The 18,461-nt window shown below is 63.5% G+C and carries 30 protein-coding genes; 11 read left to right on the forward strand and 19 right to left on the reverse strand.

Annotation, left to right across the window (positions count from 1 at the left end; translation table 11 throughout):
* From JQC81_RS28890 to JQC81_RS28900, 3 genes are all read right to left on the reverse strand, one after another.
* A partial coding sequence (locus JQC81_RS28890) for a HAMP domain-containing protein (RefSeq protein WP_203275234.1) occupies positions 1–733 on the reverse strand: 733 nt, incomplete at its 3' end.
* Complete coding sequence (locus tag JQC81_RS28895) at positions 730–1,446, reverse strand: response regulator (RefSeq protein ID WP_203275235.1); 717 nt, start codon at positions 1,444–1,446, stop codon at positions 730–732. The genes JQC81_RS28890 and JQC81_RS28895, both read right to left, overlap by 4 nt.
* A gap of 36 nt (positions 1,447–1,482) precedes the next feature.
* Positions 1,483–2,004 (reverse strand): MarR family winged helix-turn-helix transcriptional regulator, encoded by a 522-nt coding sequence (locus JQC81_RS28900; protein ID WP_203275236.1) that lies wholly within the window; start codon positions 2,002–2,004, stop codon positions 1,483–1,485.
* Between the two features lie 160 nt (positions 2,005–2,164).
* Between JQC81_RS28900 and JQC81_RS28905 the strand changes: the two genes are divergently transcribed.
* Entirely contained in the window at positions 2,165–3,052 is an 888-nt protein-coding gene (locus tag JQC81_RS28905) for a branched-chain amino acid aminotransferase (protein ID WP_203275237.1), read from the forward strand.
* A 70-nt stretch (positions 3,053–3,122) separates the two neighbouring features.
* Here JQC81_RS28905 and JQC81_RS28910 read toward each other — a convergent pair whose 3' ends face one another.
* The 4 genes from JQC81_RS28910 to JQC81_RS28925 all read right to left on the reverse strand — a co-directional run bounded on the left by JQC81_RS28910 (position 3,123) and on the right by JQC81_RS28925 (position 4,836).
* Entirely contained in the window at positions 3,123–3,518 is a 396-nt protein-coding gene (locus JQC81_RS28910; RefSeq protein WP_203275238.1) for a RidA family protein, read from the reverse strand.
* 213 nt (positions 3,519–3,731) lie between these two features.
* Positions 3,732–3,884 (reverse strand): hypothetical protein, encoded by a 153-nt coding sequence (locus JQC81_RS28915; protein ID WP_203275239.1) that lies wholly within the window; start codon positions 3,882–3,884, stop codon positions 3,732–3,734.
* A 77-nt stretch (positions 3,885–3,961) separates the two neighbouring features.
* Positions 3,962–4,483, reverse strand: a complete 522-nt coding sequence (locus JQC81_RS28920; RefSeq protein WP_203275240.1) for a DNA polymerase Y subunit UmuC family protein — start codon at positions 4,481–4,483, stop codon at positions 3,962–3,964.
* Positions 4,450–4,836 (reverse strand): Y-family DNA polymerase, encoded by a 387-nt coding sequence (locus JQC81_RS28925; protein ID WP_203275241.1) that lies wholly within the window; start codon positions 4,834–4,836, stop codon positions 4,450–4,452. Before JQC81_RS28925 ends, JQC81_RS28920 begins: the two co-directional genes overlap by 34 nt.
* 181 nt (positions 4,837–5,017) lie before the next feature.
* On the opposite strand from JQC81_RS28925, the gene JQC81_RS28930 reads away from it, so the two are divergent.
* Together JQC81_RS28930 and JQC81_RS28935 are read left to right on the forward strand one after the other, a co-directional pair.
* Entirely contained in the window at positions 5,018–5,293 is a 276-nt protein-coding gene (locus tag JQC81_RS28930) for a DUF3072 domain-containing protein (protein WP_203275242.1), read from the forward strand.
* Between the two features lie 247 nt (positions 5,294–5,540).
* Complete coding sequence (locus tag JQC81_RS28935) at positions 5,541–6,587, forward strand: Tim44 domain-containing protein (RefSeq protein WP_203275243.1); 1,047 nt, start codon at positions 5,541–5,543, stop codon at positions 6,585–6,587.
* A 73-nt stretch (positions 6,588–6,660) separates the two neighbouring features.
* Here the strand turns inward: JQC81_RS28935 and JQC81_RS28940 are convergent, their stop codons facing one another.
* Complete coding sequence (locus tag JQC81_RS28940) at positions 6,661–7,242, reverse strand: type 1 glutamine amidotransferase domain-containing protein (RefSeq protein ID WP_203275244.1); 582 nt, start codon at positions 7,240–7,242, stop codon at positions 6,661–6,663.
* A gap of 128 nt (positions 7,243–7,370) precedes the next feature.
* Between JQC81_RS28940 and JQC81_RS28945 the strand changes: the two genes are divergently transcribed.
* Positions 7,371–7,592 carry a hypothetical protein gene (locus JQC81_RS28945; protein WP_201863493.1) on the forward strand — a complete coding sequence of 74 codons (222 nt, stop codon included), beginning with the start codon at positions 7,371–7,373 and terminating at the stop codon, positions 7,590–7,592.
* Between the two features lie 43 nt (positions 7,593–7,635).
* On the opposite strand, the gene JQC81_RS28950 is transcribed toward JQC81_RS28945, so the two are convergent.
* The 6 genes from JQC81_RS28950 to JQC81_RS28975 form a co-directional block, all read right to left on the reverse strand.
* Positions 7,636–8,370: a metallophosphoesterase family protein gene (locus tag JQC81_RS28950; protein ID WP_203275245.1), complete on the reverse strand. Its 735-nt coding sequence runs from the start codon at positions 8,368–8,370 to the stop codon at positions 7,636–7,638.
* Positions 8,363–9,178: a nucleotidyltransferase family protein gene (locus JQC81_RS28955; protein ID WP_246520730.1), complete on the reverse strand. Its 816-nt coding sequence runs from the start codon at positions 9,176–9,178 to the stop codon at positions 8,363–8,365. Before JQC81_RS28955 ends, JQC81_RS28950 begins: the two co-directional genes overlap by 8 nt.
* Positions 9,179–9,285: 107 nt before the next feature.
* Positions 9,286–9,441, reverse strand: a complete 156-nt coding sequence (locus tag JQC81_RS32795; protein ID WP_210347307.1) for a hypothetical protein — start codon at positions 9,439–9,441, stop codon at positions 9,286–9,288.
* Positions 9,442–9,516: 75 nt separating this feature from the next.
* Positions 9,517–10,863 (reverse strand): class I SAM-dependent methyltransferase, encoded by a 1,347-nt coding sequence (locus tag JQC81_RS28965; protein ID WP_203275247.1) that lies wholly within the window; start codon positions 10,861–10,863, stop codon positions 9,517–9,519.
* Between the two features lie 134 nt (positions 10,864–10,997).
* Positions 10,998–11,375, reverse strand: coding sequence for a hypothetical protein (locus tag JQC81_RS28970; protein ID WP_203275248.1), 378 nt, complete (start codon positions 11,373–11,375; stop codon positions 10,998–11,000).
* A gap of 139 nt (positions 11,376–11,514) precedes the next feature.
* A complete protein-coding gene (locus tag JQC81_RS28975) occupies positions 11,515–12,360 on the reverse strand; it encodes a BON domain-containing protein (RefSeq protein ID WP_203275249.1) in 846 nt (281 codons plus the stop codon).
* A gap of 187 nt (positions 12,361–12,547) precedes the next feature.
* Here JQC81_RS28975 and JQC81_RS28980 point away from each other — a divergent pair, with 187 nt between their 5' ends.
* From JQC81_RS28980 to infA, 3 genes are all read left to right on the forward strand, one after another.
* A complete protein-coding gene (locus JQC81_RS28980) occupies positions 12,548–12,802 on the forward strand; it encodes a hypothetical protein (RefSeq protein ID WP_203275250.1) in 255 nt (84 codons plus the stop codon).
* A 235-nt stretch (positions 12,803–13,037) separates the two neighbouring features.
* Positions 13,038–13,247 (forward strand): cold-shock protein, encoded by a 210-nt coding sequence (locus tag JQC81_RS28985; RefSeq protein ID WP_036351194.1) that lies wholly within the window; start codon positions 13,038–13,040, stop codon positions 13,245–13,247.
* Between the two features lie 94 nt (positions 13,248–13,341).
* Entirely contained in the window at positions 13,342–13,623 is a 282-nt protein-coding gene (gene infA, locus JQC81_RS28990; protein WP_009494617.1) for a translation initiation factor IF-1, read from the forward strand.
* 55 nt (positions 13,624–13,678) lie between these two features.
* On the opposite strand, the gene JQC81_RS28995 is transcribed toward infA, so the two are convergent.
* Positions 13,679–14,227: a sigma-70 family RNA polymerase sigma factor gene (locus tag JQC81_RS28995; RefSeq protein ID WP_190842607.1), complete on the reverse strand. Its 549-nt coding sequence runs from the start codon at positions 14,225–14,227 to the stop codon at positions 13,679–13,681.
* Positions 14,224–14,451, reverse strand: a complete 228-nt coding sequence (locus tag JQC81_RS29000) for a NepR family anti-sigma factor (RefSeq protein ID WP_203275251.1) — start codon at positions 14,449–14,451, stop codon at positions 14,224–14,226. Before JQC81_RS29000 ends, JQC81_RS28995 begins: the two co-directional genes overlap by 4 nt.
* A gap of 244 nt (positions 14,452–14,695) precedes the next feature.
* On the opposite strand from JQC81_RS29000, the gene JQC81_RS29005 reads away from it, so the two are divergent.
* Positions 14,696–14,854: a DUF3309 family protein gene (locus JQC81_RS29005; protein WP_203275252.1), complete on the forward strand. Its 159-nt coding sequence runs from the start codon at positions 14,696–14,698 to the stop codon at positions 14,852–14,854.
* Positions 14,855–15,027: 173 nt separating this feature from the next.
* On the opposite strand, the gene JQC81_RS29010 is transcribed toward JQC81_RS29005, so the two are convergent.
* The gene (locus JQC81_RS29010; RefSeq protein WP_203275253.1) at positions 15,028–15,294 is read right to left on the reverse strand and encodes a hypothetical protein; all 267 of its coding nucleotides are present in this window, start codon (positions 15,292–15,294) and stop codon (positions 15,028–15,030) included.
* Between the two features lie 400 nt (positions 15,295–15,694).
* On the opposite strand from JQC81_RS29010, the gene JQC81_RS29015 reads away from it, so the two are divergent.
* Entirely contained in the window at positions 15,695–16,399 is a 705-nt protein-coding gene (locus JQC81_RS29015) for a ZIP family metal transporter (RefSeq protein WP_312887606.1), read from the forward strand.
* A 258-nt stretch (positions 16,400–16,657) separates the two neighbouring features.
* Here the strand turns inward: JQC81_RS29015 and JQC81_RS29020 are convergent, their stop codons facing one another.
* Entirely contained in the window at positions 16,658–17,206 is a 549-nt protein-coding gene (locus JQC81_RS29020; RefSeq protein WP_203275255.1) for an SRPBCC family protein, read from the reverse strand.
* Entirely contained in the window at positions 17,199–17,567 is a 369-nt protein-coding gene (locus tag JQC81_RS29025) for an ArsR/SmtB family transcription factor (protein ID WP_203275256.1), read from the reverse strand. Before JQC81_RS29025 ends, JQC81_RS29020 begins: the two co-directional genes overlap by 8 nt.
* Before the next feature lie 179 nt (positions 17,568–17,746).
* Between JQC81_RS29025 and JQC81_RS29030 the strand changes: the two genes are divergently transcribed.
* Both JQC81_RS29030 and JQC81_RS29035 read left to right on the forward strand, forming a co-directional pair.
* Positions 17,747–18,031, forward strand: a complete 285-nt coding sequence (locus JQC81_RS29030; protein WP_203275257.1) for a hypothetical protein — start codon at positions 17,747–17,749, stop codon at positions 18,029–18,031.
* A 138-nt stretch (positions 18,032–18,169) separates the two neighbouring features.
* A complete protein-coding gene (locus tag JQC81_RS29035) occupies positions 18,170–18,358 on the forward strand; it encodes a hypothetical protein (RefSeq protein ID WP_203275258.1) in 189 nt (62 codons plus the stop codon).
* The last annotated feature ends 103 nt before the right edge of the window (positions 18,359–18,461 follow it).

The raw sequence follows: 18,461 nt of genomic DNA on the forward strand, positions 1-18,461 counted from the left end.
GCTCGATGCGCCGCTTCATCTCCAGGAAGGCGTGGCCAGCCTGGCGCACCTCGCGCGCGCCGCGCGGGCGGAAATCGATCTCGCGTCCCTTGCCGAGAGCCTCCGCCGCTTCCGCGAGCCTCAAGATCGGCCTGATCTGGTTGCGCAGGAACAGGATGGCAATGCCGAGCAGCACGAAGGATGAGCCACCCATCCACACGAGGAAGATGTGCGAGTTCGATGCGTAAGCCTGGCTGCGTCGCGCCAAAACGCGCATCACATCGCTTTGGTCGAGCTTGATGCGCACTTCCACATAGCTCGAACGCCCGACCGTATCGATCCAGTAGGGACGATCGATCTGGCGTCGCAATTCATTCGAGAGCGTTTCGTCAAGAATATCGAAGAACGGCTTAGGCCCTGGCGGCGGCAGATCGGTGTTGCGCAGGATGTCCACATCGAGCTGCAGGCGCTCGGAAGCGATGCGCGAGAGGGTGCTGGTGTTCCTGTCCTGGGGATAGCTCTCGTAGATATCAATGAGCGCCGCGATGTCCGCCGTCACCGCAGAGGAGAGGCGGCGGGTCACGAGTTCGTAGTGGCGCTCCATGAACACGTAGGCCACGACCGATTGCAGCAGGATGACCGGCGCGATGATGATGATGAGCGCACGTGCATAAAGACCCTTCGGCAGAAAACGCCCGAACCACCGCGCAGCGTGGTCGAGGGGCGAATAGTTCAGGGTCGCGCCGATCTTCATCGGTCGATCACGAGCCGGTAGCCGATGCCGCGCACGGTCTGGAGGAAGATCGGGTTGGCCGGGTCGGTCTCGATCTTGCGCCGCAGGCGGTTGATCTGGACATCGACCGTGCGCTCGTTGGCGGCCATCCCGGTTCCAGCCAGCGCCTCGCGGGGCACGTTGTCGCCCGCCTGGCTGCCGAGAATGGTGAGGATCTCGCGCTCGCGCTCGGTGATGCGCACCATCTCGTCGCCTCGCCGCAACTCGCCCCGGTCGAAGCGGTAGGAGAAGGGGCCGAAATGGATCACGTCCGGCACATCGCCGTTGGCCTCTCCCGGCACGGGCACCGCGCGCTTGAGGATGTTGCCGAGCCGCAGGAGCAGCTCGCGAGGCTCGAACGGCTTGGAGAGATAATCGTCCGCGCCGATCTCGAGCCCCGTCACCCGGTCGGAGGTGTCGGAGCGGGCGGTGAGCATCAGGATCGGCACCTGCGAATGCTCGCGTAAGGAGCGGGCATAATCGAAGCCGGTTTCGCCCGGCATCATCACGTCGAGCACAAGAGCGTCGAAGACGAAGCTTTCCGCCTTCGCCCGCGCCTCAGCGGCGCTGGCGGCGGCCGTCACCCGGTAGCCGTTTTCGCTGAGAAACCGGGTCAGCAGATCGCGCAGGCGGCGGTCGTCGTCCACCACGAGGACGTGCGGGGCGTGGTCGGGAATGTCGATGCGTGCATCCATCGGGTCTAACGCTTGATTGTCACGGACCCTGCTTTATCAGGTTTCCTCGGACCCGAATACGAGGTGCTTCACATGGGCGCTGCTGTCGGGATCGATCAGGCTCAGAAGGTAGCGGCTGACCGCATCCTTGGCCTCCGGTTCCATGCCCGACAGGGCGCGCATGATGCGGCGGGTCTGCAGCTTGGCCAGCTTCAGGGCCAGCTCCCGGCCTTGGGGTGTGGCAAAGAGAAGGCGCTGGCGCCGGTCCGAGGTCCCCATCCGACTCTCGATGAAGTCTTTTTCGATCAGCTCCTTTAGGACCCGGTTGAGGCTCTGCTTGGTGATGCGCAGGATATCGAGGAGTTCCGCGATGGTGAGACCCGGGTTGCGGCTGACAAAGTGCAGGACCCGGTGGTGCGCCCGCCCGAAGCCGTATTCGTCCAGGATCCGGTCTGGATCGCTGACGAAGTCGCGGTAGGCGAAGAAGAACAATTCGATGAGATCATAGGCCGGGGTCTCGGCAAGGATGTCTTTGCCGGGGTGATGAGACTTCAAAGCCGGAATTGCGTCAGGCACCATCCTGTTCCCAAATTTTATGTCAGCCTTGTTGACATATCTCAGGACGATTGTTACTCGTCAAGCCGCTTCCGCGAAATGAATGAAATTGAAATTGCCTGGGAGCGCACCGGAAATTACCCGACCCCGGTCGCCAGAAGGTCGGCCTTCAAGGAGAAAGACGATGTCCGCCACCCCCTTCGATCGACGTGATGGATGGATCTGGTACGACGGACAGCTCGTACCCTGGAAGGATGCCCAGCTTCACGTTCTCTCGCACGGCCTTCATTATGGGTCGTCCGTGTTCGAAGGCGAGCGTGCCTATGGCGGCGAAATCTTCAAATCGACCGAACATTCGGAGCGCCTGAAGAAGTCGGCCGAGATCCTCGATTTCGAGATTCCCTACAGCGTGGCCGAGATCGACGCGGCCAAGCGCCTCGTTCTGGAGAAGAGCGGCATGAATGATGCCTATCTGCGTCCCGTCGCCTGGCGCGGCTCGGAGATGATGGGCGTGGCTGCCCAGGCCAACAAGATCCACCTCGCCATCGCGGCCTGGGAGTGGCCGAGCTATTTCGACCCGGCCGAGAAGATGAAGGGTATTCGCATCGACATGGCGGAGTACCGCCGCCCCGATCCGGCGACCGCTCCGTCGGCGGCCAAGGCCGCGGGCCTCTACATGATCTGCACCATCTCCAAGCACAAGGCGGAGCGGAAGGGCTATGCGGATGCGCTGATGCTCGACTGGCAGGGCCGCGTCGCGGAATGCACGGGCGCCAACGTGTTCTTCATCCGCGACGGCATCGTTCACACGCCGATGGCCGATTGCTTCCTCGACGGCATCACCCGCCGCACGGTGATCGACCTCGCCAAGCGCCGCGGCTTTGAGGTCGCCGAGCGTCGGATCATGCCGGACGAGCTCCCGAGCTTCAACGAGTGCTTCATCACCGGCACGGCGGCCGAAGTGACGCCCGTGTCCGAGATCGGCCCGCACAAGTACCAGCCCGGCAACATGACCAAGGTGCTCATGGACGACTACTCGGCCGAGGTGCAGCCCAAGAGCAAGGCGGCTTGAGGCAGTTCCTCTCACTCACTTTCCACATCATGCCCGGCTTCGTGCCGGGCATCTTCGTTCTCGGGCCTTTTCAGACGCGGTCGGCGTGGGCGATGACACGGATCTCGACGATGGCCCCCTCACGCCTGAGGCCTGCAATTTCAACCGCCGTCCAGGCCGGGTAGGGTTCGCCCAGGTATTCGAGGCAGATCGCGTCGAAGAGGCCGAAATGATCCCGCAGACCGACATGATAGCTCGTCATCTCGACGATCGATCCAAACGTCAGGCCGCCTGCGCGCAGGACGGACCCGATCTTTTCGAAGGCGTTTCTGATCTGGGTTTCCGCATCATCCGGCATCTGCCCATGCGCGTCGCTCCCGGTGACGCCGGTCAGAAACACATGGTCTCCGGAAACAATGCCGGGAGACATCTTCAACTGGTCGGCCGCCGCTCTGAACTCAGACGGAATGAGTGCGCGCTTGGCCATTAAGCAGCCTCCAAGAAGCAACTGAACTGCGATAATGACCTAAGTCAGCCCCGACGCTCAACATCTGCGGGACGCTTTAAAAATCCTCCGCATCGGGAATGCGGTTGAAGGCGATCTTGGCGCCCGCATAGCCTCCGGGGATCGTCACCCATGGCCCCAGTGCAGCAGGGTCTTCCGATGGCTGACGTTGAGCTGGTCGGCGATGGTCGACAGCTATTCCAGGCGCCGCTTGAGCTGAGCCTCCGGCGCATCGTCGAACAGGTCGTCCTCGATGTCGCTGAGCGGCACCAGATCGTGCAGCGCCACGTCGACGCTGCGGCTGCGGTGCATCTCTTCCCGCTCGGCGTGCAGGAAGAGGCGGCTCAAGGACGCCAGCAGGGACGGGTCATCCCAGGTCGGTTGGAACTGCTCCTCTCCGTACCAGCCCGCGCTGCTCCTGTCCGTCAGCCACAGGGACAGGACCTTGCGGAAAAGCCCGCTCGCCGCATGCGGGCCAAGGCCTTGGCGAGCAGCACCCGGGCGGCCGCATAGGCACCGTTCAGGGAGCGACAGTCGGCGGGAAGAACCCGGCCGTGGCCGAACATGCGGCGGCGGGTTTCGGGCCGCTCCACGGTGTAGCCGTGCAGCCCCATCCACATCCGCTCCCCCTCGACGCTGCCCCAGAGCCGGCGCAGTTGCTTGGGCTGAAGCCGCCAGAGGGCGGCCATGTCGCCGATTCCAGCCCGCGCAAGCCGCGCCGCATTGCCTCTGGCGATGCCGGGAATGTCCGTGAGGTCGAGGGAGAGTAGGGGGCCGGGCAGAGCGTCGGGATGGGGCGCCATGAGGCCGTCCGGCTTCTTCATCTCCGCGGCGATCTTGGCCAGCAGATCATTGGGCCCAAGGCCAACCGAACAGGTGAGGGTGGGGCCGATCCCGGCGGCGATCACGTCCTTCACGCGCTGTCGATCTGAAGCGCCTGCGGCCATTCCGATGGCATCAGCGCACACACCATCTCGTCGATGGAGCAGACCGCCCTGACGGGAATGACTGTCTCGATGGCCGCGAGGATCTGCCGGTGCAGTTCCACATAGACCTCGTGCCGCGCCGTGATGAGAATGAGGCCGGGACATTGCCGGCGAGCATCCCTCACGAAGGTGCCGCGCTTGAGCCCGAGAGCCTTCGCCTCCCGGCTCACCGCGATGAGACCGGTATGCTCCGAATCCACTGGAATAACTCCGACGGGCCGGCCGCGCAGATGAGGCTGGAGGTGTTGCTCGGCGCTGGCGAAGAAGGAGTCGAAGTCGACATAGAGCCGCTCCAGACCCGTCGGTTTGCGCATCGCGGTCCATCCCTCTGCGCCCCATGAACAAAGCAAGAACATGAGCTTAGCCTCGAGTCGAGAGCCGAATCTGTGGATAACGGGGATGAGTCTCCCGGAGTAATCCGTCTTTCTCTGAGGAACCAAGGCCCTGCAAGCGTGTTCTCATTAGAGAACAAAACTGGAACAATAGGAGTCCTGCATGTCTTCGCACGGCAAAGTGAATTCCGGTGCTTCCGTTAACCATAAGCCTTCCGCAGAGGCAGTTAATCCGAAGACCAATCCCGATCCTTCCGACAACCAGATCAAGGATCCCGATGAGTGGGTCACGGGTGACGAACCCATGACCGGTGCCCAGGCATCCTACCTCAAGACCCTGTCGGAGCAGGCGCACGACCCGAAGGCTTTCGATCCCAAGCTCGACAAGGCCGAGGCCTCCAAGCGGATCGACCAGCTGAAGCAGAAACAGGGTCACTGAGGCTGTCATGCCCCCCGATGGCGTGAGGCATTGCCGATGACGTGAAAGGAAGAGGCGCGACGGCAACGTCTGCGCCTTTTCGCGTCAGTGCCATATCGATGAAGCTCGGATTTCGCTGTGGGCCTCAGGACAACAACGGGTGTGGAAGAGCCGCGAAATTCGACCACACAACCCTTCCGCAACCCCTTTGGCATCACCACATTATCTCTAGGGAGCGTCATGCTCCGTAGGGATGAAACATAAGACGATGATGAATTTAGCTTCTCGCCGCAGCCGGATCATGATGGCCCTGGCAGCCGGTCTGATCTTCGCCGGAAGTGCGGCCGAGGCTCGCGTCGGACGGGGCGGGGGCAGCTTCGGCTCGCGCGGCTCGCGCACCTACACGCCGCCGCCGGCCACGCGCACGGCGCCTGATGCCGCAGCCCCGATCCAGCGTTCGCAGATTCCGAACCAGGGCCCCAGCGTGACCCGTCCGGGCACCCCGGCACCCAACGTGGCGCAGCCGCGCCGCTTCGGCTTCGGCACGGGCCTGATGGCCGGCCTGTTCGGCGCTGGCCTGCTCGGCCTGTTGATGGGCAATGGCTTCTTCGGCGGCCTCGGTGGCCTCGCCTCGATCTTTGGCCTTCTGCTCCAGATCGGCCTCGTTGTCCTGCTGGTGTCGTTTGCCATGAAGTGGTTCCGTCGCCGTCAGGAGCCGGCCCATGCCGGTCCGGGGCAGGGCTATGCCCGCTCCATGGGCGGCAGCGTGCCCCCGACGGGCGGACGGCCCACGAGCGGTGGTCTCGGCGCAGGCCTGGGTGGTCTTGCTGGTGGTCTGGGCGGAGCGCTTGGCGGCATGGCCAGAGGAACGCAGCCTCAGGGTGAGCAGTCCCGTCCCGGCGTGCGGGATGAGATCGGCATTGGCGAGCGCGACTTCGCAGATTTCGAGCGTGGCCTCGTCGAGATGCAGGACGCCTATTCCCGCGAGGATGTCGCCAAGCTGTGGGCGATCGCAACGCCTGAGATGGCCGGCTACATCCAGGAGGAACTGAACGACAACACGGCTCGTGGCGTCGTGAACAAGCTCTCCAATGTGCGCCTCAACCAGGGTGACCTGTCCGAGGCGTGGCGCGAGGGTGCGACGGACTATGCCACCGTGGCCATGCGCTTCGGGATCACCGACGTTATGGTGGATCGCGCCAGCGGCCGCGTGGTGGAGGGCGATCCGAACAAGGTCGAAGAGGCGACCGAGCTCTGGACCTTCCGTCGCGATCAGGGCGGCCCTTGGAAAGTCTCGGCGATCCAGCAGGCCTAAAGCCACGCACCGGACGAATACGAAAGCGGCCGGTGAACCGGCCGCTTTTTTTTATTGGCGTGAATGCGTGTGATTACTCTGCGGCCTGACGCCGACCTGCGTGCGATCCCTCGCGCACCTCTTCGATGATCTTGTTCACGAAGGCATCAAGGTCGCCGGGATTGCGGCTGGTGATAAGGCCGTGATCGGTCACAACCGTCTCGTCCCGCCACTGCCCGCCGGCATTGATCACGTCCGTCTTGATCGAGTGATAGGACGTGCATTGCTTGCCCTTGATGATGCCGGCCTCGATCAGAAGCCAGGGCGCATGGCAGATCGCCGCTACGGTCTTGCCCGAGGAATAGAAGGCGCGGATGATTTCGATTGCCTTCGGCTCCACACGCAGCTTGTCGGGATTGATCTGCCCGCCGGGCAGCACGAGCGCGTCGTAATCTGCCGGGTTCACATCCTCGATATCTTTGTCGACGGGCACGGTCTTGCCCCAGTCACTCTCGTCCCAGCCGTAGATCTTGCCGGATTTCATGCGTGACTTCGGAGCTGCGACCTCAACCGTCGCACCGGCATCCGAAAGCTTCTCCTGCGGCACCATGAGTTCCGACTGCTCGAAGCCGTCAGTCGCCATGATGAGGATCCTGGCCTGTTTGATATCAGGCATGATGCTTCTCCGTTGTTGTGGGGATCTTCCTGAGAACGGATGGGACAATGAGGGGTTCCGGGACGCAGTCGGAACCCTGTCTGCGCAGGCCTGTTGACCCAGTCACAGATAAAAATCGAGGAAGAACAATGGTCAATCCAGGACAGCCGACGAACGAGCCGCTGCCCGGCGGAAACATTCCGAGCGAGGTGCCGCCAGGGACCATTCCTGATGAAGAGCCGGATATCGGCCCGACCGGGCCGCGCACGCCCTATCCTGTCAACGATCCGGGGATCAATGATCCGAAAGGGCCGGGCTCCGAACCCGATTATCTGCCCGGCAACCCGACGGATCCCGGCACGCGCTATTGAACGGCAGATGAAGGAGCGGTGAGTGGGCTGCGTGTGAGCCCACTCATATTTCTATGATGGCGTAAGGCTTGCCCGTCGGCTTCTCGATGTGCTTGGCCACGTTGTAGACCGGCTGCCCGCCGGGTGTGCGGCCCTCGAAGCGACCGCGATGGGCGTGTCCGTGCACGATGGCATTGACCTTGAAGCGGTCGATGGTCTCCGCCAGGCGCGACGAGCCCAGGAACGGGTAGATCTCAAGCGGTTCGCTCTCGATCGTGTCGGTGACGGGAGCGTAGTGAAGAATGACGACGGAGCGCTTGGCGCGCACCTGGCGCATGGCGTTTTCCAGCCGCAAGGTCTCGTTCATTGTTTCGTTGACGAACTGCTTCATGGCCGGCTCGCCGAAATAGCCGAGCATGCGTCGTCCGAAGCCGCCGGCAAATCCTTTCACGCCGACGAACCCGACGCCGTCGATCTCCACCGATTGGCCGTCGAGCAGCTTCATGCCGGCATCGCGCAGGATCTGCCCTACCTCTTCCTGCGCGCCGCATTCGTAATCATGATTGCCGAGCACGCCGACGACAGGAATCGAGCAGGCCTTCAGGTCCTGGGCGAGAAGCTCCGCCTCCTTCGGCTTGCCGAGATCCGTCAGGTCTCCGGCCAGCACCAGCACATCCGCCTCTCGGGAGATTTCCCCGAACAGATCGCGGTAGGATTCGGCATTGTCTTCACGAATGTGAAGGTCGCCCATGGCGGCGACCTTCAGGGTTGTCTGCGAGGATGCTTGTACGTCACTCATTCCGCCATTCACCTTCACCGCCTACATCGGCAAAGCCCCATTCCTTCACGTCGATCTCGTAATCGATACGGGAGAACATCCGCCCGCGGCAGACCTTCATCTGCGGAGGCGGAAGGTCACGTTGCTTGGAGAGCCTGTCGAGGAGTTCGTCCATCACCCAGCCCGGGACCTTGTCGCGCTCGGACGGGTAGATCCAGCGGAAGTTGAGCAGGTGCATGAGCAGCACCTCCCAATGCACCTCCATGTAGGCCAGGAGCCCATGCCAGTCGATCTGGTCGTGTGCCTTGAGAATCGTGTGCGCCACGTCGGCGCCGTCATAGCGATGGCGCAGCTGGATGAAGCATTTCGACCAGACGAGTTCGGTTGGGCCGACGATGCGCACGGGTGTGCCGAACACCTCGATCTGGCGGGCATGCTCAAACCACGGATCGCCGATCGGCATGGTGCCGTTCGACGAGGCGAAGATCACGTCGAAGAAATATTGGCCCTTGAAGACCTTGCCGAGCCAGCGGTCATCCTCGATTTCGATGGAGTAGCCGAGGCTCTTGAAATGCGAAAGAACACGCGTGTAGTCGCCGGCCTTGCAGAAGATATCGAGATCCTTGGTCGGGCGCGTGATGCCGGTATAGGCCGAGAGGGCATAGGTGCCGGCGAGCAGGAAGGGCAGCCCGAGAGTGTTCAGTTCCCGAAGAGCCTCCGCGTAGAAGGCCTCCGACTCCGGGTATTTGAGGGTCGGCTCCGCCTTGGCGTCCATGAGGGGAACGGACGGATATGCGCCGGAGGTGAGATCTGGGTCGTGAACTGCCATGGGCCCTGTCCGAAGCGCGGCCAATGATGCCCCGCGTTCGACAACAGAATGGCATTCATGAAGTTCCGCTAAAGCTTAAGCTCAATGCCGGAGAGGTGCGGTTCTGCCTAGGCGCGCAGCCGTCGCTGCTCGGATTTCCGCTGCGGGGGAGCGCAAAGACCGAGGTTGGTCCAGGCGCCAAGGATGTTCTCCTCGAATTCGGCAACGCGCTGCCGGAGCTCGGCCTCATGCTCCGCGCCGCTCAACGGCTTGCCGTCCTTCATCAGACGCTGGCCGGCTGCCGACAGGATGGTCCCGACGAAACGGGCTGTATCGGTCTCCTGCTCGTGGAGGGAGAGTCACATCAGCTGATTGATCCGGTCGACCGCGATGCCGCCACCGGTGACCGGTGAGGCGAAATGGCTGAACTTGCGCTCGAAGCGCGACTGGTTCGCGACAGCTTGGTTGAAGCGCTCTGCTCGGAGCCTTCGCTCGCCAACGCCCTGCGCCGGCAGGCAGGGCTGGCAAGAGCCCAAGGCAACAAGGATTGTGAGGGCCTGGATCAGACGGGTGAAGCCCGCTTGTGCCAGAATGGGCTCGGCCATGATTTCGCGCAGCGTGCGGGGGCCCTGCTCGAGCGCCGCGATCAGGGGATCGTAGATGCCGCTGTGCAGTTTGACAGCGTGGCGCAGGCCACGCAGCTCGCGCGGGATCTTGCGTCCCTTGGCCGACAGGACAAAGCATGTCTCAAGCCAACGCTCGCGCAACTGCTGGGTGGAAAGGCGGACCGCACCTTTCACGAAGATGTCGCGTCGGAACTGCTGGTCGACCATATGATCGCGCGTCATCTGGCGCAGAGCAATGTCGTCGATGCCGGCGAGGAACTCGCGCTGCTCCTTCGTCAGGTTGACCTCGTCGAGATTCTCCAGCGCGTTCGCAGGTCCGACCCAGGTCAGCTTCGCCTCGGCGAGTTCCTGCGCCAGATCCGTGAAGTAGAACGGGTTGGAGTCCTGATTGAAGTACTCGTGGACAATGTAGTTCGGGTGATGATCCTTGAGCTTCTCGATCCGCTTCGCCACCTTGGGATTGCTGGCGAAATAACGCATGTCCAGCGCGCCGAACTTCTCGGCAAGTTCCAGGAAAGACGAGGCGCGAGACTGCGGGGAGATATGAGACCCCCGGGCTGCTGTATGCTCCACGAGCAGACGCCGCAGGGGCATCATGGAGGCCCAACCCGGCATGCAGTTGTAGGAGATGTAGACAATGCCGCCCGGCTTGAGCTTCCGGTGGATGAACTCCACGATGATCCGCCGGTTCTCAGGAGAAATCCAGCTGTAGATCCCGTGGAGAGTGATGAAGTCGAAATCCGGCAGATCGCTGCGGTTCAAAAACTCGGCGAAGCTGTCGTCGTAGAAATGAACGTTCTGCAGGCCCCCTTCCTGAGCGAGGCTTTGTGCGCTGACGATATGGCCAGGATTGAAATCGGTGGCGTGGAACTGAATGTGCGGGTTGGCGGCTGCCAGAACGTTGGTCGAAAAGCCTTGGCCGCATCCGAGTTCGCAATAGGCTAACGACGACGACCCGAGATCCGGTGCCTGGACCCCCTGAAGGAGCGTCAGGAAACCGAGGAGGCTTGGTGTCAGCTCCTGATAGAAGCCGTGAGTATACTCGACATCGACAACATAACCTGCGGACCAATTCGCCATGACAATATCCCGGCCGCCTGACGATGCTGCTAGGGCACCGGAACAGGCATAAGAAAAGTTATAAAGTAACTTATGTCAGGCGGCCGGACTCAGATCAATGCTTTTCTATTGACCTTGAGGAAGATTGGTTAAGCCTAGTGATCCCCGTGCGAAACGCGCGCATCGCGGGGGCTGTTGAGGATTTCGAGAAGGCTTTGGGCAATATGCCTTGCCTCATCGTCCTTCAGGCGCAGCAGGAAGGGCGGCATTGCACCCGCCTGAAGGGCCACCACGGCCATGCCATGCTCGTCCATGCCGACATCGATGGTCTGAGACGTCACATCCACCAGCTCCTCAGGCATCTCCTCGCCCTCTTCACCGACGCTCTCGCCGATCGCGGCGAGGAGTTGGCTCACGGCCCTCACCAGCGAACGGGCGGCATGGGGATCCATGACCACGGCGGTGGATTGCTCGCCCTTCTGGAACGCCAGCTGGATGTTGTCGCCCTCGAGCGTGACGGAAATGCCTGCCATCGATGTCCTCTTCCTTTCCGACCCATATGGGGTCTCACCGCGCTTGGGGAAAGGCAAAGGCCTTGTTACGACGGATGCGCCTCGTCCCCAAGGGGAGAAGCGCATCCTGGTAAACCGGCGATCGTATCGCAAAGAGGCATCAGACACCGCTGCCTGAGGTCCCGCCGGTCCTGCGGCGGCCGGGGGCCATGGTGTTGCTGGCCGGGGTCCCGGTGCTGCCCGCCCCTGCGGCTCCGGCACCGGACATCATGGTGCCGGCGATGCCCGCATCGGCCGCCTGCTGGATGCGCAGGTTGTTCTGCACATGGGTGACGCCGGACACGGATTCGGCAATGTCCTCCGCATGACGCTTTTCGAAGCGGCTGTTGACCGTGCCGGAAAGCGTCACCTCGCGGTTCTCCACCCGCACGTCGATCTCGGAGGCGTCGATATGCTGATCCTCGGTGAGGCGATCGTTCACGTCCTCCAGGATGCGGGCGTCGGAACGCTGATACCCCTTCGGGCCACGGCCGCGATGCTGGCCGGCCTCGCGCATGTCGCGGTCGCGGCGGCGCTCGGCGTCGTCATCCCCGAACCAGGACCGCACCTCGTCGCCGGCCCGCTCAAGGAAGCCGCGATCCTCGTTGTAGTCGCGCGACCCGCGGCCGAAGCTCTCCGAGCCTGAGCGGTCGCGCCCGTAGCGGTCCTGCCCGAACCGATCCGGATCGTGCCGGCGGTCCGTGTCGAACAGGGGGCGCCCCTGGCCGCGCTCTTCGCCGACCACGTCGTGCCAGTCGAGGGCAGATCCGCCGGTGCCGTAGCCGGCCGAATCCCCGAAATCGCGCTCGCGACCGCGGCCATAGCCCTCGTCCGAGCGGCGGCCCGAACCGGTGCCCCGGTCGTAGCCGGCGCTGCGGTTGCCGAAGCCGCGGCGGGCGATGTAGCCGTCATCCTGGTCGCGCCAGCCGGAATTTTGATTGCCGTAGCGGTTGCGATCATTGGCCATGAATGCGCTCCTCCTTGCTGTCGTTCGGGCCGCTGGGGGCCCGCTTTCGCTCAACCAACGTGAGGCGTGAAGGTCTGTTCCTGGGCCGGGAAAAGCTCCCGCGGCGTGTTTTTCTCGCTCCGCTTGAACGGTCCCGGCGCCTCTGCATTGAGAAGGTGGGATCTTCAACAGCACGATGAGGTCAACGATGGCGGATCTGTCCGGATTGAGCGACGAGGCGCTGGCGGTGTTCGCCTTCGCGGCCTATCACCAGTTTTCGAGCGGCCAGATGGTGCGCAGCGTGGTGCAGAAGGATGGAGCCGGCCACAAGGCGAGCGACGCTGCCGTGGAAGAGCTCACGGGCCGAGGGCTCATCGAGGCCGACGGCAGCGAGATCCGCTTCACGGCGCAAGGCGAGGAGGCCCTGCAGGGGGTGATCTCCGGCATTCGGGGCAGCCGCTAAAAGCCCGGCTGGACAGGCATTCATAGAAAAGCGCTCAAGGGCGGAGCCATGGGCTTTGCCTTGCATTTGCCCCATCCGTACCCTACGTAGTTTGGATCGACATTTGGCCGGACGACTGGGCTTCCCGCTTTGGCACTGCCGGGCGCACGTTCCTTCTCTACCATCTATCGACTAACGGATGTCTGGCTTTTAAGCTCGCATCCACGTGCAAACGACAGTGAAAAGGGAATTCCCCATGGAACAGGGAACCGTGAAGTGGTACAATGAAACCAAGGGTTATGGTTTCATCCAGCCCGACAACGGCGGCAAGGACGTGTTCGTTCACGCCACGGCGCTCGAGCGCGCCGGCATGCGCGGCTTGCGCGAAGGTCAGAAGATCTCCTATGAGCTTCAGACCGACCAGCGCACCGGCCGCGCTTCTGCAGTGAACCTGCAGAACGCCTAAGGTTTCAGGCCGGAGGACGTACCAAGGTACGTCCTCTTGCATATGAGCCGTTCCGGGTAAGGGGCGGCTTTTTTGTTATGAGGAAAGGCTTTGCATGGCAAAGGAAGAACTGATCACCTTTGAAGGACTTGTGACCGAAATTCTGCCCGATGCGCGCTACCGCGTGCAGCTCGACAACGGGCACGAGGTCATCGCGTACACGGCCGGCAAGATGAAGAAGAACCGCATCAAGACGCTGGCCGGCGACCGCGTGACCGTGGAGATGTCGCCCTACGATCTGGAGAAGGGCCGCCTCATCTTCCGTCACAAGGATTCGGGTGCCTCTTCCGGTCCGCGCCCGCCGCAGCGCGGCAACCAGCAGTTCCGGCGCCGCTAAAACAGCAGGCGCGCCTTTCGGAGCGCCTGTTGATGAGAAGCTTCCCGAGGGCCGATCAGGCGACCGCGTGCATCACCGAGAGGGTGACGCGGTCCGGGCCGAGATCCTCCTCCATGTCGGTGAGGTGCATCAGCTCGGCGAGCCGGTTGCGGGCCCGGTTGACGCGGCTCTTGATGGTGCCCACCGCACAGCCGCAGATCTCCGCCGCCTGCTCGTAGGAGAACCCGGAGGCGCCCACCAGCAGCAGCGCCTCGCGCTGGTCGTGGGGCAGGCGGGCCAGGGCCTTCTGCAGATCCTCGAAATCGAGATGGGGCATCTGGTCGGGCGCGACCGAGAGGGTGGCCGCGTACTTGCCGTCCGCATCCTCGACCTCGCGGCGGCGCTTGCGGTATTCGGAATGGAACAGGTTGCGCAGGATGGTGAAGAGCCAGGCCTGCATGTTGGTGCCGGGCTGGAAGCGGTCGATATTGGCGATCGCCCGCATCAGGGTTTCCTGCACGAGGTCGTCGGCGCGGTCCACGTTGTTCGTCAGCGAAATGGCGAAGGCGCGTAAGTTCGGCGTCGCCTTGAGCATGGAATCGCGGAGAGAGATGTCGATACTCATGACTGATGCTTCTCCGGCTTACGCTCGTCCAGCCGATTGATGATCTCGATGAACCGGTCCGGAACCGGCTGCTCGCCGAGCGCCAGCGTCTCGTAGAACTGACGCAGCCTCTGGCCGATCTGGGCCTGCACCGAGCGGCTCAGGGCCGGAGAGGACGATCCGTGAAGGCCAGGAACTGTCTCTGTATCGTCGTTGCGCATGGTGTCTGGGTTCTTCTTCTGCATGGGGTGTCCTGGACATTCGTGGACTAGCGACCTCCCGCTGGGAACGCGCTGAAAGCGGCCCTTAATCGCCGAGGAGGTAACGTCAGGCATTTGTGATCGTTCCGGGCTGGAACATACCCCTTCGGGACTCATCCACAGGCAAAAACGGCCCTGCCGGACGCGGGAACTTTTTCCCGAACGGTCAAGTTTCCCAGCCATGAAGCGCGGCCGTTACGAAGGCGCGCCCTTTCAAGGAGACTTCCTCATGGGTGTCAGCACCATCCTGCTCATTCTGGTCATCCTGCTGCTCATCGGCGCCGTGCCGGCCTGGCCGCACAGCCGCGGCTGGGGCTACGGCCCGAGCGGCCTTCTCGGCGTCGTCCTCGTCATCCTCATCATCCTGCTGCTGATGGGACGGCTCTGACGGACCTCCAGGTCTCAGGACGAAGAGGGCGGCTCCAGGGCCGCCCTTTTTGCTGCCGGAAGGAGCGCCGGTCCGGCGCGGGAGCAATGGCCGCTCCGAGGAGAGGCGGCTGCCGTGCTTCTCCCGAAGCCGCATCGCCCCGACGCCATCCCGCGGACGAACCCACGGCACGGCTACATCGAGGCCGGCCTCGCCTTCGCCTTCCGGCGCTGCTCGGCCCAGTAGGCCCGGTACCCGTCCATCTCGGTGCGGACCGCATCGACGAAGAGAGTGCGGTATTGCAGGTAGCAGGGCGGGCCGAAGCCGCCCTGGCAGCCTTCGTTGCGCCGGCACGTGCGCCTGCGGCAGAGCCGGTGCATCCGGAGCAGGTTGGACAGGCGGGTCAGGGTGTCGTCGAAATCGGGCATGTCGAACAGGGGGATGTCGTCGTCGTCGATCATGATGAATCTCTCAAGGCAATCGGCAGTGGAGGGAATGAATGGAAAAAGGCTTGCTGGAAGGCTTGGATGAAGAGGACTTGGATGAAGAGGGCACGGGCCATCGGCCCCGAGGCCGTGGAGCCCCGGGTTTGATGGCAATCGAGGGAGGCGTGTCGTGCAGCCCGGCTCGATGTGTGTGGTGGTAAGTGAGAGCCGAACTGCTCATCACGCGCGGTTTGTTTCAGCGGACCTGGATCAAGCCAGGATCGGCCACCCGCGATCACAGGGGTGCGAAGCCTGCGGCGGGACCGCTCCCCGTCCCACTCTTGCGACGCCTCGCGAGCGCGCCTGACCTGCCACTGAAGCTTCATCCAGTGGCGCTTAGAGCCTCGACAGGTGTCTCAGCGGGTCGGCCCTTGTGGTGGGGGCGCTCATCGGGACGTTTGTCAAACTGCCCCAGCGGGTGATTGCGGGCGTGATGGCGTTCGGGGCAGGCGTCCTGATCTCGGCGCTCTCCTTCGACCTCATGGACGAGGCCTATCGCCAGGGCGGCATCGGCTCCACGTCGCTGGGCTTTCTCGCGGGTGCCGTGGTCTACACAGTGGCGAACGTGCTCGTGTCGCGCCGGGGCGCCCGGCACCGCAAGCGCTCCGGCTACGCGGAGGATGCGCGGCAATCGACCGAGGCGGGGAGCGGACTGGCGATTGCGCTCGGCGCTTTGCTCGACGGCATTCCGGAATCCATCGTGATCGGCGTGAGCCTGCTGGAGGGCATGGGCGTGAGCCTCGTGACCGTGGCGGCGGTGTTTCTCTCCAACCTGCCGGAGGGGCTCTCCAGCGCCGCCGGCATGCGCCGGGCCGGGCGCTCCAAGGCGTATGTTTTCGGCATCTGGGGCGGCATCGCGCTGGCCTCAGGGATCGCGGCGCTCATCGGCTATGGGGTGTTCGCGGAGGCCGGGCCCGCAACCATCGCGTTCGTGACGGCGGTGGCGGCGGGCGCGATCCTCGCCATGCTGGCCGACACCATGGTGCCGGAAGCCTTCGAGACCGCGCACGAATTCGCCGGCCTCATCACGGTGGCGGGTTTTCTCGCGGCGTTCACCCTGTCGCGGGTGCTGGGCGGGTAGGGCGCTGCGCTTGAATTGAGGGCTCTGAACGGTGCGCCACATTTCCCTTCCCTCCTTGTGGGGGAGGGTGGCCGCGGCAGCGGCCGGGAGGGGGGCTGGCGCCATCCTGGTTCCAGTCCTGCGCTGCACCCCCCTCTCCAACTCTCCCCCACAAGGGGGAGAGGGCTTTCCCGAGCTGGCCTCTCACGATGAGGTTGCATCAGTTGAGAGCGAAGAGATGGATGGCCGGCACGAGCCCGGCCATGACGCGGTGCGGGTTCAGCCCGGAATCCGCCGCTCGTATTCGGGCCGCAGGCGGGCGATCTGGTCCCAGAAGGGCTCCGCCGGTTCCTGACCGGCCATGCGGGCGGCCAGGATGTCGAGATGGGTGTGCCAGCCGGAGCTGACGCTGAGCAGGGTCGAGCGCTCGGGCACCCGGTGGTGGACCAGGGTGAGCAGGGTTTTGGTGCCGATGGGCTCGAGCGTGAAGGTGACGCCGCCGGTGGAGCCCCAGGTGATGGCGAGCCTTTTCGGCGGGTCAAGCTCGGTGATCCGGCACTCCAGCCGGTGCTCCTCAGCCGAGCCGGCCGGGCGGGCGCCGGGCGGGGAGGTGAGCTCGTCGTTGCGCCACACGAACTCGAAGGGCGCGCCGATGGCCAGCGCCATCTCGCCTGCGGCCAGCCATTGGCGCCGCAGCTCGCTCTGGGTGAGGTAATCCCACACCCGCTCGACAGGGCCGGGGAGAAGGCGCTGGATCGTCAGCGTGTCGGGGCTGGTCAGCACGCCATAGGCGTCGGGGGCGAGCCGGGTGGGCGAGAGGTCATTCATGGCTGTCTCCTTGGGGTTTTTCGGCGTTACGGGCATCCTCCTCGCGAAGGAGCCGGTCGAGGGCATCCAGACGGTCGGTCCAGAAGCGTTCGTACATGCTGAGCCATTCATGGGCGCTCGCCAGCGGGCCTGGGTCGAGGCGGCACACATGGGTCCGGCCGCGCACCTCGCGTCGGATCATTCCGGCATTCTCCAGCACCTTGATGTGCTTCGAGGCCGCCGCTAGCGAGATCGCGAAAGGCTCAGCCAGCTGGCCGACCGTGCGCTCGGCTTGGGCGAGATCCCGCAGCATCCGCCGGCGGGTAGCATCGCCCAAGGCGTGGAAGACGGTGTCGAGGTGGGGTGCGTGTTCTTCAACCATGTGGTTGAATATGCATGGGCTGCGGGCGATTGTCAACCGAATGGTTGAGTAATTCCGCGAAGTGGCTTCTACGGCGCCATCCCCGGCCTTGATCCGGCCATGACGGATACGGAAGCCGCCACAAAGATGGCACGGCCTTCATCCACCATGATGGTTCGGGCGAGAGCCGGAGCGTCGGGATGGTCAGGGGTCTGGTGTGGTTCGTGCTGTTCGCGGCGGCGTCCCTGGCGTTCTACCGCGTGAACGACCGAATCGTGTGGGACATCTGCCGGCGCGAGCGGCGGCCCTATCCGCAAGCCTGGACCTTCTCGCCCTACTGGCAATGGCGCACGATCGTCGGCGGCTGGTACACGGATGCCAGACGGGCCGGCCTCCTCATCCCCAAAGCCGCCGCAACTGCCGCCATCCTCCTCGTCAGTATCGGCTCGGTGGTGATGGGGATAATCGACCATATGCCGGGGTGATTCAGGTCGCCCGACGTGCCTGGGTCATCCCCCGCTTAGCGCCTGAGGATTCAACGGCAGGTTTGTTGATCTGATGAACCTAATGCAACAATGTGTCGAACATCAGGCCTCTCATGAGCCTGTCGAAGGAGAATGGCCATGATGAATGAGGACCAGATCCAGGTCTCCGGCGTAGCGTCGGTCGAGATCGAGGACACGCAGAACTTTCAGCTCAACCCGGCAAGCCTGATGAAGGACCCGACCTTCACGATGGTCGAGCTGAGCCGGGAAGAGATGGAGCGCGTTGCCGCTGCACGCTGTTTTGCCAAGATCTCAATAGATAAATAACGGACAGCAGGCTCCAGAGGAGCCTCACGACTTCAGTTCGGGCTTGAACAAACAGGCCTGTGCTTTCTGTTGATGGGCTACCGCCCCTTCCGACCCTTGTATT

The sequence above is a fragment of the Microvirga arabica genome (assembly GCF_016811235.1).
GTDB classification, from domain to species: domain Bacteria; phylum Pseudomonadota; class Alphaproteobacteria; order Rhizobiales; family Beijerinckiaceae; genus Microvirga; species Microvirga arabica.

Bases quoted from the DNA above. Each gene is read 5' to 3' on its own strand.
- JQC81_RS28895 (WP_203275235.1), bottom strand. From the start codon at position 1,446: ATGGATGCACGCATCGACATTCCCGACCACGCCCCGCACGTCCTCGTG.
- JQC81_RS28965 (WP_203275247.1), bottom strand. From the start codon at position 10,863: ATGGCGAATTGGTCCGCAGGTTATGTTGTCGATGTCGAGTATACTCAC.
- JQC81_RS28970 (WP_203275248.1), bottom strand. From the start codon at position 11,375: ATGGCAGGCATTTCCGTCACGCTCGAGGGCGACAACATCCAGCTGGCG.
- infA (WP_009494617.1), top strand. From the start codon at position 13,342: ATGGCAAAGGAAGAACTGATCACCTTTGAAGGACTTGTGACCGAAATT.
- JQC81_RS29010 (WP_203275253.1), bottom strand. From the start codon at position 15,294: ATGATCGACGACGACGACATCCCCCTGTTCGACATGCCCGATTTCGAC.
- JQC81_RS28975 (WP_203275249.1), bottom strand. From the start codon at position 12,360: ATGGCCAATGATCGCAACCGCTACGGCAATCAAAATTCCGGCTGGCGC.
- JQC81_RS28955 (WP_246520730.1), bottom strand. From the start codon at position 9,178: ATGGCAGTTCACGACCCAGATCTCACCTCCGGCGCATATCCGTCCGTT.
- JQC81_RS28900 (WP_203275236.1), bottom strand. From the start codon at position 2,004: ATGGTGCCTGACGCAATTCCGGCTTTGAAGTCTCATCACCCCGGCAAA.
- JQC81_RS28945 (WP_201863493.1), top strand. From the start codon at position 7,371: ATGGTCAATCCAGGACAGCCGACGAACGAGCCGCTGCCCGGCGGAAAC.
- JQC81_RS29035 (WP_203275258.1), top strand. From the start codon at position 18,170: ATGATGAATGAGGACCAGATCCAGGTCTCCGGCGTAGCGTCGGTCGAG.
- JQC81_RS29000 (WP_203275251.1), bottom strand. From the start codon at position 14,451: ATGCAGAAGAAGAACCCAGACACCATGCGCAACGACGATACAGAGACA.
- JQC81_RS32795 (WP_210347307.1), bottom strand. From the start codon at position 9,441: ATGAAGGACGGCAAGCCGTTGAGCGGCGCGGAGCATGAGGCCGAGCTC.
- JQC81_RS29020 (WP_203275255.1), bottom strand. From the start codon at position 17,206: ATGAATGACCTCTCGCCCACCCGGCTCGCCCCCGACGCCTATGGCGTG.
- JQC81_RS28910 (WP_203275238.1), bottom strand. From the start codon at position 3,518: ATGGCCAAGCGCGCACTCATTCCGTCTGAGTTCAGAGCGGCGGCCGAC.
- JQC81_RS29005 (WP_203275252.1), top strand. From the start codon at position 14,696: ATGGGTGTCAGCACCATCCTGCTCATTCTGGTCATCCTGCTGCTCATC.
- JQC81_RS28995 (WP_190842607.1), bottom strand. From the start codon at position 14,227: ATGAGTATCGACATCTCTCTCCGCGATTCCATGCTCAAGGCGACGCCG.
- JQC81_RS28950 (WP_203275245.1), bottom strand. From the start codon at position 8,370: ATGAGTGACGTACAAGCATCCTCGCAGACAACCCTGAAGGTCGCCGCC.
- JQC81_RS28905 (WP_203275237.1), top strand. From the start codon at position 2,165: ATGTCCGCCACCCCCTTCGATCGACGTGATGGATGGATCTGGTACGAC.
- JQC81_RS29030 (WP_203275257.1), top strand. From the start codon at position 17,747: ATGGTCAGGGGTCTGGTGTGGTTCGTGCTGTTCGCGGCGGCGTCCCTG.
- JQC81_RS28940 (WP_203275244.1), bottom strand. From the start codon at position 7,242: ATGCCTGATATCAAACAGGCCAGGATCCTCATCATGGCGACTGACGGC.
- JQC81_RS28920 (WP_203275240.1), bottom strand. From the start codon at position 4,483: ATGGCCGCAGGCGCTTCAGATCGACAGCGCGTGAAGGACGTGATCGCC.
- JQC81_RS28935 (WP_203275243.1), top strand. From the start codon at position 5,541: ATGATGAATTTAGCTTCTCGCCGCAGCCGGATCATGATGGCCCTGGCA.
- JQC81_RS28985 (WP_036351194.1), top strand. From the start codon at position 13,038: ATGGAACAGGGAACCGTGAAGTGGTACAATGAAACCAAGGGTTATGGT.
- JQC81_RS28925 (WP_203275241.1), bottom strand. From the start codon at position 4,836: ATGCGCAAACCGACGGGTCTGGAGCGGCTCTATGTCGACTTCGACTCC.
- JQC81_RS28980 (WP_203275250.1), top strand. From the start codon at position 12,548: ATGGCGGATCTGTCCGGATTGAGCGACGAGGCGCTGGCGGTGTTCGCC.
- JQC81_RS29025 (WP_203275256.1), bottom strand. From the start codon at position 17,567: ATGGTTGAAGAACACGCACCCCACCTCGACACCGTCTTCCACGCCTTG.
- JQC81_RS28930 (WP_203275242.1), top strand. From the start codon at position 5,018: ATGTCTTCGCACGGCAAAGTGAATTCCGGTGCTTCCGTTAACCATAAG.